Source organism: Paenibacillus sp. PK1-4R, from assembly GCF_030369595.1.
In the GTDB taxonomy this organism is placed as follows: Bacteria; Bacillota; Bacilli; order Paenibacillales; family Paenibacillaceae; genus Paenibacillus.
Genome location: NZ_CP126535.1, coordinates 1766322 through 1778946 on the forward strand (window position 1 = coordinate 1766322; position 12625 = coordinate 1778946).

Consider the following 12625-nt stretch of genomic DNA (forward strand, 5'->3'; position numbering starts at 1 on the left):
AAAGTGGAGCATATGAGAAAAATGAAAATAATGAAAATGAAAAGTCTGAAATAGAAGCTCCTCATCAGATGAACAAAAGTGATGTTCCAGATGATCCAAAGCAAGCTGTATCATTGGCAACGGTATGGCCCGTTATTTTTCGCTGGATGAAGCCTTATGGATTAGCTGTAGTGATCTTGCTCATTTTTATCGCAGCAGATGCGGTCTTTGATTGGGGACTTGCCTTTGTACAGGGATTCTTCGTGGATGCTATTCATGATGGGGGACAGGAACAGCTTAATGCCACCGCAATGATTTTCATCGCTATTCTGGCAGGATTTATTGTATTGCTCGCGATGCATCGTTACGTGCTGGTATGGCTCAAGGAATCGATGCAACGGGATATGTCCATGGATCTGTTGAAACTTTTAAACCGGATGCCTTATTCCTGGGTGCGCAGACAGAAGTCCGGAGATGTGATGCTTCGCCTCAAAGAAGACACCAAGCATGGTGCAGAAGTTGTGGAGGCTATTGCAGAGGGTGTTACGGTTGTATTCATCATTGCTTTATCGCTGGGTTACTTGTACAGAGCAGATGCATGGGTTGCGGTTATCGCCTTGGTAAGTGCAGGGGCAATCTGGTTTACGGCGAGGTTGTATGATCAGCGAATTGTACATCTGTCCGATGAGGTCGAATCCCGGGAAGGCGAGTCCCAAGAACAGATCCAGCAGTATGTTGAAGGGATACCGGTGATTCAGATGTATGATGCTTCACCGTGGTTTCTTGCTCGTTTTCGAACACAACAGCAAACACTGAATCGTGTTCAGGCCAAGTTACAGATGACCCTGAGCATGTCGGATAACGTGGCGATGGCGGTGTTTGGTCTGGCTCAATTGGCAGCCTTGTTCCTTATTGCTTTGTCAGCGGCTAGGGGAACTTTGTCTCCGGGCATGGTTGTTGCAAGTAGTCTGCTGTTTGAATTGGTAGTGTGGCCAGTACTCGGCTTGTCCAGCCAGTGGAGTCAGATGCAAGCCAGCGTGGGCGCATTTGGACGTATCTCTGCATGGTTGAAATTGGCGGAGAACAAGAAGACTGACGCATCTAATACGAAGCACGAGGAGTTTGCACAGGAAATTTGTAACCAAGATCAAGGGAGTACACAAAAAGGGGCACATAAAGAGAACGAAATGGCTATGCTACGTCTTCAACAGGTTACGGTAATAGATGAAAACAGTGGTCGGACGATTTTGGATCAGATTACGCTTAATCTGGTTCCTGGTGAACTGGTTGCGGTAGTTGGCGCCAGTGGTGCAGGCAAATCTACCTTATGCCATGTGTGTGCAGGGCTGATTGAGCCAACAAACGGAAGCGTTTTGCTGGGTGATAAACATGTTGCAGAGTATGTAGAGATGGATGACCAGTCCAGACTGACGTATATGCCGCAGACACCAACTTTTTTCACAGGAAGTTTTGAAGACAATATCCGTCTGGGTTCAGACGTTACATTGGACAAGGTAAAGCTTGCGGCAGGGCAGGCAGGTTTGCATGAATACATTGAGGCACAGGAAGGACAATACGCAGCAATGTTGCAAGAGAAAGGGGCCAATTTATCTGGAGGCCAACAGCAGCGACTGTCGCTTGCCAGGCTCTTTATGAGGTCATCGGATCTGTATATTCTGGACGAACCAACGTCATCACTGGATATTCAGACAGAACAGAAGGTGATGAATCACTTGTTGAACTTTATGAAAGGCAGAATAGGATTGCTCGTCACACATCGCATGGAGGTTGCCCGTCAGTGCTCTCGTATCCTTGTGATGGAGCATGGCCGAATTGCCGAAGATGGAACGCATGAACAACTGATGCAGAGGAAAGGATTGTATTATCGCATGAATGCAAGAGGCGGTGATATAACATGAATGAATCTGGGGTTAAGAAAGTAAGGGATACGTCGGAGTTACTCAGTCAGGATCGGGAGGCACGTCGTTTGTATGAAGAGCGGCAGAAGTATTTGCATGATGAAGCTTCCATGATTGAGTGGGCTACGGAAAAGGGAATAGAAGGGGAAAAAAGAAAGGCGATTGAGATTGCAAAAAACATGCTCTCATTTGGAATTGAAGTTTCAGTTATCGCCAAAACAAGCGGCTTATCTGAGCCTGAAGTTGAAGCATTGAAAGATTAGAAGTACCACCAGTGCAAAACAGTCGCTGTATGACTTAATTGTTTTTTAAATTAAATGCAATCGTTTGTCCAAACGGGGATGAACGGTTGTTTTTATTTTGATGAAGAAGGTTCAAACGTTTTACAGTAAAACGCGGTTGCTCATTCGTGGCTGGGCCGTTAAACTAAAGGGAGCGGCGTTTGCTTGACGGACAAGTCATGAGAACGCCATTTTGTTGTCAAGGATGCGGCATATGAGCTGCTTTCGGATGTCAGAATCGGATCGGACCAAGCTGGTGGAGAAACACCGGTGATAAGTAAGGAGTCTTTACATGAGTGTGCAAACACCTACATTAGAAGAAGCGCAGGGTCTCCTGCAAAAATATTATGGCTACCCCGACTTCCGTGAGGGACAGAAAAAGATTGTAGCCAGCCTGCTCGAACGTGAAGATACGTTGGGTATTATGCCAACCGGGGGCGGTAAGTCGATCTGTTATCAGATCCCCGCCTTGTTATATTCGGGACTGACACTTGTTGTCTCCCCGTTGATCTCATTGATGAAGGACCAGGTCGATGCGTTGACGACCGCCGGAATTGCTGCCGCGTATATTAATAGTACACTTAGCGGCAAAGAAGTGAATGATCGCATCCGCGCGGCGCAGCGCGGTGAGCTGAAGTTGCTCTATGTCGCGCCTGAGCGACTGGAGCTGGATTGGTTCCGCGAGGAGATGGGCTATTTGCCGATCTCATGCGTTGCTGTGGATGAGGCCCACTGTGTGTCACAGTGGGGACATGATTTTCGGACAAGCTACCTGGCGGTAGCGCCGTTTGTGGACAGTTTGCCGGAGCGGCCGGTGGTTGCGGCCTTCACGGCAACAGCGACGCCCGAGGTCATGGGCGATATTCTGCGGCTGCTGCGTTTGCAGGACCCGCAGACGTATGTGACCGGACTTGGGCGGGATAATCTGGCGTTTAGCGTGCTGCGCGGCGAGAGCAAGAAGGACTTTGTCCTGAATTATGCGCGCGAGCATGCCAGTGAGCCAGGGATTGTATACGCCGCGACCCGTAAGGACGTGGACGATCTGCATCAGCGTTTGTTGCAGGCGGGATTGCCCGCAGGACGCTACCATGCCGGGATGACGGACGATGAACGGGCCCAGAGCCAGGAAGCTTTTTTGTACGATGATATCCGTGTGATGGTGGCGACCAATGCGTTTGGGATGGGGATTGATAAATCGAACGTGCGTTACGTTATTCATAACAGCATGCCGAAAAATATGGAGGCATATGTGCAGGAAGCCGGACGTGCAGGCCGGGATGGAGAGCCAAGCCAGTGTATTCTGTTATTCGGGGCACAGGACATTATCACCCAGAAGTTCCTGATTGAGCAGAATCCGATGGAGGGCGACCGCAAACAGAACGATTACCGGAAGCTGCAACAGATGGTGGATTACTGTTACACAACGCGTTGTCTGCGCAGTGCGCAGCTGGATTATTTTGGTGAGGTGCATGACGATACGCCTTGCGGTATTTGCAGTTCCTGTACGGACGACCGCGAGCTGGTAGACATGACGATTGATGCCCAGAAAATATTCAGCTGTATTCACCGCATGCGTGAACGGTATGGTGTATCGCTGGTCGCTTCGGTGCTCAAAGGCTCCCGTGCCAAAAAGGTGCTTGATTACGGCTTCAACTCTCTGCCAACCTACGGCGTGATGGGCAATCGGACAGAGCGCGAGATATCGGAGATCATCAACGTGATGGTATCCGAAGGATATCTGATGTTGTCCGAGGGACAGTATCCGGTTGTACGTTTGCAACCACTTGCGGTGGAGGTGCTCAAAGGCCAGCGTGAAGTGATGCAACGTGTCGTCCGCAAGACAGCGGCGACGGCTTCGGGTACGAATTACGGCGGACGTCGTGGACGCGATGCAATGCCATCTGCGGTTAATGAGACGGTATTTGAACAACTTCGTCTGATCCGTCGTGATCTGGCGGCGAAAGAGCATGTGCCATCGTACATTATTTTCAATGATGCGACCCTGCGTGAGATGAGTGTGGTATGTCCACAGACAGAACGTGACATGCTGGATATCAAAGGGGTCGGCGAGGTCAAGTACCGCAAGTATGGACTACCGTTCCTGGAGTTTTTCCAGAAGCAATCGGGCGAAGAAGTGGATACGGATGATGATGCGTTTTACGAGTATGAGTAAGTGTGAATTGAGTATGTATTGTTAATTTTCACTTTCGAATCTTTGAAGTTGGTTGTTGTATCTCTGTAGAGTGGACAAATGATGGCTAATTGTCTTTCAAAGGGTGGACATTGGCGTTAGAAATGGCTGACCTTATCGTATACAACATGTAGTTTTATTATATGGGTTATTTACTGTATGTTGTGGTTTGGGTTTGGCGAGGTGTATATGTCTTTTTGAAAAGAGTGTCCACTCTTTGAAAGACAAAAGTTGGATATGTCCATGAGAGATGAAATGGCTAGTTCAAAAGAGGTTTAGATGAACAGCATCCCGGGCAGGATGGCTGTGCAGCTTTCCTTTTACCAAAAAATATGGTCTGGGTGTCCAGGCAAAGGTTGTGAACCATGAAGGTTATTCTTTCTACATTAAATGCAAAGTACATCCATACCTCCTTGGCCTTGCGGTGTCTGAAGGCATACAGTGAGAAGGATTTTGATATTGACTTGGCGGAGTATACGATCAAGGACCCGGTGATGAACATTGTGTCTGATCTGTATCAGCGCGGCGCGGATGTGATTGGTTTCTCGTGTTACATCTGGAACATCGAAGAGACGATCAAGGTCATAGATAATCTCAAGAAGGTTATGCCGAACGTGAAAATACTGCTGGGCGGGCCGGAAGTGTCCTACGACACGGAATATTGGATGAATCGGATTCCCAATGTTGATTTCATCGTGATGGGTGAAGGGGAAGAGACGTTGCATCAGCTTTTGACGGAGCTGGAAGGAAGCAAGAAGTTCCACTTCGTGTATGGACTGGCGTATCGCAAAGGGGAAGAAGTCATTCTCATGCCAGGACGGCCGAAAGCGGATCTGAACGATCTGCCTTCACCGCACCGATTTGAAGAGGATATTCCCGATCTCGGGAAGCGTGTTATTTATTTTGAGACCAGCCGGGGCTGTCCGTTTAGTTGTCAGTTCTGTCTGTCCAGTATTGAGGTCGGCGTGCGGTATTACGATATTGAGCGGACGAAGTCGGACATTCTGTACTTGATCGAGAAGGGTGCGAAGCTGATTAAGTTTGTGGACCGGACGTTTAACATTAAACGGGATTATGCGCTCGAAATGTTCAAATTCCTGATCGAGAATCATCAGGGGACAGTGTTTCAGTTTGAAATTACGGCGGATATTATGCGTCCTGAAGTACTGGACTATCTGGCAGAGAATGCGCCGCCGGGTACATTCCGGTTCGAGATCGGGGTTCAGTCCACGAATGATCCGACCAATGAACTGGTGAAACGCCGTCAGAACTTTACCAAGCTGAGCCGTACCGTAAACAAAGTGAAAGCTAGCGGTAAAATCGACCAGCATCTGGATCTCATCGCCGGACTGCCGGAGGAAGATTACAATACGTTCCGCAAAACGTTTAACGATGTGTTTGCACTGGGGCCGGAAGAGCTTCAGCTCGGATTCCTCAAAATGCTGCGTGGTACGGGTCTGCGTCTGGATGCGGAAAAGTACAACTATACGTATATGGATCACGCGCCATATGAGATTCTGGGCAGTGATGTCCTGCCGTTCAGTGACATCGTGCGCTTGAAGCGGCTGGAGGATGTGTTGGAGAAATACTGGAACGCACACCGGATGGACCATACGCTGAAGTATCTGATGGAGCAGGAGTTCAACTCGCCGTTTGATTTCTTCCAGGCGTTTGGGGATTATTGGGAAGGTCAGGGTTGGCAGAAGATTGGGCACCAACTGGAGGATCTGTTTACTCGTCTGCACAGCTTCCTGGAGTCGCGGAATACGCCGCATATGGATATCGTGCTCGGCCTGATGAAGCTCGACTATTTCCTCGGACACAAATACAAACCACGCAAAATCTGGTGGGAAGATCCGCTCCAGAAAGACCAGTGGGCGGGTTATATGAAAACGTTGGCTGAACGTCCGGAAGACGTTCGATTGCCACGTGTTGCCGGTGCCGCAGGCACGGCATGGCTGGAAAGCAGCGGCACGGGTCCGAGTGCCGCTGCGGGAAGTTCGACTGCTGCCGAGGAAGACTCTGCCGCGGATGCGGCGGGTGTGATCGGCAGCGAAGCCGGGGGTGCAGCGTCGCTTGCTTCGGGCGACGCAACAGGGTCCGCCGCGGATGGAGCGGCGGACATGGTGGACGGCAACGCTTCGCGTGCGTTGCCGATGACCTCGGCCATGACCGCACAGACGGTCATGGGTGCCCGTGCTTTCGCCGACCTTGGTCTCGGCGAAAAGGAACTGCAGAAGCACACCGTATTGGATGTGCTTCCGTTCCGGCTTGAGCGTGTGCTAGCTGGCGCCAGCCCGCTTGCCGCGAAAGGTCGGACGCTGCTGGTCGTTGTGTACCAGCAGCATGAAGGGCAGCAGGCGCAGTATTACACGCTGCCGCTGGGAGAAGAAGCCGCTGCTATGTAGGTGCAGCGGCCTGAGATAAGCTGCATGGGCTAATTATTGCCATACAGCAAGAGGAAGCGCCACGACTATGAGGTCGTGGCGCTTTTTTTGCGTGCATCACGGCGTCGCACCCGTGATGCTGCTGCAATGATGAGCACCGCGGTTATTCAAACGCGGTGCAACCCAATGGAACTTAAAAAGGATGACCCCTGTAGAGTACGAGGCACTGAAAAAGTCCCTAGTACAATTAAGGGAGCCCCTACCTCGATAAATCGAGATAGGGCTCGCTGTTTTTATTTTATAATAATTGTGGGGATTTATAGCAGAAAAATACTTTTTTTACATAGAGCATTGACATTTCGATATGACCATCATTATATTTAATTTACTGGTAATAAAATCCATTTTTTAAGGAGTGTTTACATGTAACATGTTAAGAAAGCATTATTACTGTGCGGTCTAGCAGGAATGTTGTTTAGTAACTTACAAGTTTATGCGACTCCAGTAACTGGTTACTCTTGGGGAAGCAGAAATATAACTTATCAAAACAATGGGACCAATAATGTCTACACCAATATATGGACACATGCTAGAGATGAGTGGAATCTTTCTACTGATGTCTTTCTAAAAGCTGGGACCAATTCTAAGTTTACTGCAGGCAATAAATCTGACAGTGGTGTTACTTGGGACGGATTTGCACAGTGGACCACTAGTATTATAACCGGAAATTATTCCACCATGAAGACATGGGTTAATACATACTATACAGCTCAAAGTCATTACACTACAGATCATGTAAAGGGCATCGCAACTCATGAATTTGGTCATGCTCTTGGGTTGGATCACGCTCCATTTGGTAACCCTACCGTTATGACTCCCAATACATTTGAACGTAATTCTTCTGGAACTTTAATTGACGGACGTCCAAACAAGTCGCCAACTTCATGGGACATTAATACCATTAATGTTATCTATAACAATAACTTTGCTAGCGTGCAGAGTGATGAACCTGTGTTAGATGTTCCTGATAATGTTTTGGAAAAGGTTCAAACCACACAAAAAGACTTAAAAATAAATCATTATTCCTGGGCTATCGGCTATAGCACCCTTGAAGCTCGTGCACATGATGCCGATGTTATTGTGAGTGGAATGGTTAAAAACAAACTTAGTCCTCTCATCAAAAATGATGGTGAAACAGAGGAAGCATTTTTGGCAATCGGAGGTAGCTATAGATAATGTCATCAAAGGAGAAGTTTCAGAGGGAGATCTAATTAATCTACGACAAATTGGCGGAGAGACGGATACGTCCATTATTTATCATGAGCATTCTACCGAACTCCAAGAAGGTACAGAAGTATTATTGTATCTAAAAAAGATTGATGATAATGTATTCATTCCTATTAACGAGGATGAAAGTATCTTTATTAAACAGGATGAAAAATCGTTTAAAGTGGCTGATAGCTCGTATAAAAATCTTTACGATAATCGTTTAGTTACTCTTGACGAAGTTTCAACTTCCGCTTTCGGTAAATAAAAGTTCAAGGTCAAGGCCCCGTTGAAATAGGGGCCTTCGTCTATCTATGGAGGAAATATGAAAAGAAAATTGCTATTTATACCTGTCATTTCATTGATTTTATTTTTGTTCGGGTGTTCATCGTCCTCTGGAAGTTTTGCTTCAGATAAAATGATAAAATTAAAGGAAGAAGTCTATATTACAAGCAATGACACCATTACAGAGGATGAACTAGATGAACAAATAGGTGAGATAGAAATATCCTCAACGAATGAGAGTGATCATGATGATGAGAACATTATAAGTTCCAACACATACAAAGTAGGTACAAAACTATTTAAAATTAAACACGAAAACAGTACAGATATGATTGCTGTAGAAGATTCTAAAACGAGATATCTCATCGCCTATAATAACAAGTATACAAAAAAATAGTATATTTGATGAACTTAAGGGCCCTATAGTCTGAGATAAATAGTAACACCTCCGAGAGAGTGCAATCCGATCGTAAGATACGGAGCCCAATTTTGGAGGTGTTTTTACGTGTTAGATGGTGAAGTAGGGAGAGTTTATCACAGGGGGACTATGGTTAATTTACGGATGATTTGTGCGGTTAGACTTGATCTATAGACCATACGCTGAAGTATCTGATGGAGCAGGAATTTAACTCGCCGTTTGACTTCTTCCAGGCGTTCGGGGATTACTGGGAGGGTCAGGGCTGGCAGAAGATCGGTCACCAGCTGGAGGATCTGTTCACCCGTCTGCACAGCTTCCTGAAGTCGCGCAGAACGCCGCATATGGATGTCGTGCTCGGCTTGATGAAGCTGGACTATTTCCTCGGCCACAAGTACAAACCACGCAAAATCTGGTGGGAAGATCCACTCCAGAAAGACCAGTGGGCGGGTTATATGAAGACCCTGGCTGAACGTCCGGAAGACGTTCGCCTGCCGCGCATTGCCGGTGCCTCAGGCACGGCATGGCTGGAAAGCAGCGGTACGAGTGCGACTGCCGCTGCGGGAAGTTAGCAGAAGATGGAAACATATTAAATAGATTTTGGATAGAGATTTGAAAGCTATTCAAAGAAGAGGGTACTGCGCCTAACAACATAATCAAGCTGCGGATCCTTACGGAGCCTTTAGAAGAGGGTATTTTATCAAAGATCAAATACATAAAATTTTGTTTGGAGATATTAGTAATGATGGAGAACATTGTGATTGCGTGTTTGTTCCTTCAAGTAAAACAAGTAATAAATATAGAACTCTAAGATAAACGGGAATCGGCTGTCGACTAAGGGCCAGTTATTCCGTGCCCCTACCATGGGGTCTAATTGTAAGCAGAGGTCTGACATAGTAGACTTGGAAAACTCCATGCCACAGAAGTTCGTCGGTATTCTCAGTAACTTTGCGAATTACTTCTTGTGTAATATACTTAGTATATTAATATTATGATGTCAGGGTGGTTTTGTGGAATTGCATTTATACGAGCAGATATATATCTATATTGTACAAGAGATTAAAGAAGGTCGTTTAAAAGAAGGAGACCGAGTCTCTTCTGAAAAAGAATTGGCTGAAAAATTTGGCGTCAGTCGTATTACATCTAAAAAGGCTCTGGAGAAATTGGCGGATTCTGGGGTTATCAAACGAATACAAGGAAAAGGTTCATATGTGGCCGATGGTATAATTGGAGGACAAGAACCGAAGCATTATTCAGAGGTAAGAACGACTTTGGTTCATGAGGATGATAAGCGGTTGATCGGGTTTATTATACCGAATTTTTCTGACGAGTTTGGCCTACAACTTCTTAGATCGATGGAAAAGCGGAGTGCTGAGCATAATTATCAACTCATTATCAAGCGAACTTGCGGGGATCGGGATGAGGAAAAACGCGCGATCGACTTATTTATTGGTTTGGGCATCAAAGGATTAATCGTGACCCCCATTCATGGTCAACACTATAATTCGGAGCTGCTTCGACTTGTATTGGATCGGTTTCCAATTGTTTTGGTCGATAGATACCTAAAAGGAATTCCGGTTTGTTCGGTGTACACAGACAATCAGAAAGCAGCCATGGATCTTACACGTCATCTGATCAGCAAAGGTCATAAAAAAATTGCCTTTTTATCTCCGCCGGAAGAGAACACTTCAACATTGGAGGAAAGGCTGCTCGGGTATACGTTTGCCTTCACCCAAGAAGGAATGAACTTGAACAAAGATTATGTATTGACGAACTTGAAGGGTACCCTTCCCATAAACATAAACGGAACAGCGATTGAACGTGATAAAGAAACAGTAGAGCATTTTTTGAAACAACACCCTGATGTAAAGGCGTTTGTCGCGTCGGAATTTCTAATAGCTACCATGCTGGCTCAGGTCATCAACTCGATGGGGAAATCTTTGGAGGAATTCGAGATTGTTTGTTTCGACTCCCTGAACGATTACCTAGGTCAACCCATCTTCACTCATATTAAGCAGGATGAGAAGCAGATGGGTGAATTGGCAGTGGATATGCTCATCTCTCAGTTGCATGGAACAGCAGTTCCCGAGCTAAACATTATTGATCATCGTATGGTCGTTAAAAATAACAGGTAGGGTTAATACAAGCACAGCTCAACAAAAGCTAGGATATTGTTCAATGTGTCGAGAAGTCTCCAGGGGCTTTTCGGCCTTTTTTTGATATCAGAAAGTATAAACTTCGAAGCATGGACCTTCCTGATCTCGCTAGAAAAACGTCTTCTAAACGCGGTCTGTCTTCTGTGAAGTAGCCATACATCAATGTCGTAATATTGCAATTGACACGCTGCATGACGTCATATTAACATACTTAGTATAACTAGTGGATTCCTTATAACAAATTCACTTTGTTCATCATTTTCTGTTTTGCATAGTTCATGTCACCAATGTTGTTAGCGCTTACATAAAATGTGGATTTATCGGAAAATGAAGTGGATCTTATAGGAATCCAAGTTAAACTAATGAATTTAACTTAAGGGGGACTTTGAATGAGGAGATCCAAAAAATTCGCATTTCCAATTCTTGTTTACTTTCTGGTTATGTTACTACTTGTAACCGCTTGCTCAACGAAGGGAGGCTCAAACGATCAGGCCGGAGAGGGGATTACAACGGTTACGATGTGGCATGGTCTTACCTCAATTGATTTAGATAATATGAATAAAGTCGTGAAGGCATTTGAGGAGAAAAACCCTACCATCAAAATGAAATTGGTTTATACAGAATCCAACGAGGGATCCGATCAGAAGCTGCTGACTGCAGTCGCAGGCGGCAATCCTCCTGACGTTGCACTTTTCGATCGGTTTAAGGTCGGTACTTGGGCTGCGCAAGGTTCTCTGACTGACTTATCCTCGATGGCAGCAGAATCCGGAATTCGTAAGGAAATGTATTATCCATTTGCATGGGAGGAGTCCAGTTATCAAGGAAAGCTTTATGCAATGCCGATGGATACGGACTCTCGCCTGCTATTTTACAATAAGGATCATTTCAAAGAAGTAGGGCTGGATCCCAACAAACCACCACAAACGATCGCCGAGCTTGAAGCGGCCGCCGATAAGTTAACCATCAAGGAAGGTAAACGTTTCAAACGGATCGGGTTCATCCCATGGTATTCGCAAGGCTGGCTGTATACTTGGGGATGGGCATTTGGAGGAGAATTCCAGGACGCTGCCACCGGCAAAATTACCGCAAATGATCCTAAAGTCGTTGAAGCATTACAATGGATGACCGACTTTGGCAAAAAATACAATGTCGAGGATATTGCCGGATTCACAAGCGCAGCTGGCTCGGAGGAAATGGATCCGTTCATTTCCGGTCAAGTCAGCATGAAGATAAGTGGAAACTTCACGGTGAAGGGTATCGAAAAATTTAAGCCGGATTTAAACTACGGTGTTGCACCAATACCGACCCCAACAGGTACTAATTTTACGACATGGTCGGGAGGCGGGTCCGCTATTATCCCTAAAGGCGCCAAGAACGTCGCTTCTGCTTGGGAATTCCTCGAATTCTTAGGGAAAGAAGAGGGGCAAACGTTATTAAACGCTGACTCTCAAATTTCCGTTATCGATTCGGTTAACGACCAATACGGTTACAAGGACGATCCGATTATGAAGGAATTTATTAATATTTTGCCCAATTCACATAACCGCCCGGTTATTCCTGAAGGACAACTGCTGTGGAATGAGTTAGCTTCCGCTACGGAAAAGGCTACCCGCGGTAACGGTACTCCGAAAGAGAACCTGGATAGAGTAACAGAGACTGTTAATAAGGCTTTGGAAAAATACGACAAATAGGGTGCTCGGTAGGCAGGGAGCGAACTCTCTCCTTGCCTATTCATGAATGACAATT

7 protein-coding genes and 2 pseudogenes are annotated in these 12625 nt (G+C 46.1%); all 9 read left to right on the forward strand.

The window, feature by feature from the left end:
• Positions 1 to 146 precede the first annotated feature (146 nt).
• The 9 genes and pseudogenes from QNO02_RS07505 (at position 147) to QNO02_RS07550 (ending at position 12570) form a co-directional block, all read left to right on the forward strand.
• Positions 147 to 1898: an ABC transporter ATP-binding protein gene (locus QNO02_RS07505; RefSeq protein WP_502921877.1), complete on the forward strand. Its 1752-nt coding sequence runs from the start codon at positions 147 to 149 to the stop codon at positions 1896 to 1898.
• Positions 1895 to 2161: pseudogene (locus QNO02_RS07510) on the forward strand (Rpn/YhgA-type helix-turn-helix domain-containing protein); the annotation flags it as partial. The gene QNO02_RS07505 and the pseudogene QNO02_RS07510, both read left to right, overlap by 4 nt.
• Before the next feature lie 310 nt (positions 2162 to 2471).
• A complete protein-coding gene (gene recQ, locus QNO02_RS07515; RefSeq protein WP_249911442.1) occupies positions 2472 to 4352 on the forward strand; it encodes a DNA helicase RecQ in 1881 nt (626 codons plus the stop codon).
• Between the two features lie 383 nt (positions 4353 to 4735).
• A complete protein-coding gene (locus tag QNO02_RS07520) occupies positions 4736 to 6778 on the forward strand; it encodes a B12-binding domain-containing radical SAM protein (protein WP_289391592.1) in 2043 nt (680 codons plus the stop codon).
• Between the two features lie 447 nt (positions 6779 to 7225).
• The gene (locus QNO02_RS07525) at positions 7226 to 7993 is read left to right on the forward strand and encodes a matrixin family metalloprotease (protein ID WP_289391594.1); all 768 of its coding nucleotides are present in this window, start codon (positions 7226 to 7228) and stop codon (positions 7991 to 7993) included.
• A gap of 355 nt (positions 7994 to 8348) precedes the next feature.
• Positions 8349 to 8705, forward strand: a complete 357-nt coding sequence (locus QNO02_RS07530; RefSeq protein WP_289391596.1) for a hypothetical protein — start codon at positions 8349 to 8351, stop codon at positions 8703 to 8705.
• A 191-nt stretch (positions 8706 to 8896) separates the two neighbouring features.
• Positions 8897 to 9229 (forward strand): annotated as a pseudogene (locus tag QNO02_RS07535) (DUF4080 domain-containing protein); the annotation flags it as partial.
• 504 nt (positions 9230 to 9733) lie between these two features.
• On the forward strand, positions 9734 to 10858 hold the full coding sequence (locus QNO02_RS07545; protein ID WP_289391598.1) for a GntR family transcriptional regulator: 1125 nt from the start codon (positions 9734 to 9736) through the stop codon (positions 10856 to 10858).
• Positions 10859 to 11268: 410 nt separating this feature from the next.
• Positions 11269 to 12570, forward strand: a complete 1302-nt coding sequence (locus QNO02_RS07550) for an ABC transporter substrate-binding protein (protein ID WP_091033375.1) — start codon at positions 11269 to 11271, stop codon at positions 12568 to 12570.
• Positions 12571 to 12625 lie beyond the last annotated feature (55 nt).

Coding starts and splice junctions, on each gene's coding strand:
- QNO02_RS07520 (WP_289391592.1), top strand. CDS start 4,736: ATGAAGGTTATTCTTTCTACATTAAATGCAAAGTACATCCATACCTCC.
- QNO02_RS07550 (WP_091033375.1), top strand. CDS start 11,269: ATGAGGAGATCCAAAAAATTCGCATTTCCAATTCTTGTTTACTTTCTG.
- QNO02_RS07530 (WP_289391596.1), top strand. CDS start 8,349: ATGAAAAGAAAATTGCTATTTATACCTGTCATTTCATTGATTTTATTT.
- QNO02_RS07525 (WP_289391594.1), top strand. CDS start 7,226: ATGTTGTTTAGTAACTTACAAGTTTATGCGACTCCAGTAACTGGTTAC.
- recQ (WP_249911442.1), top strand. CDS start 2,472: ATGAGTGTGCAAACACCTACATTAGAAGAAGCGCAGGGTCTCCTGCAA.
- QNO02_RS07505 (WP_502921877.1), top strand. CDS start 147: ATGAAGCCTTATGGATTAGCTGTAGTGATCTTGCTCATTTTTATCGCA.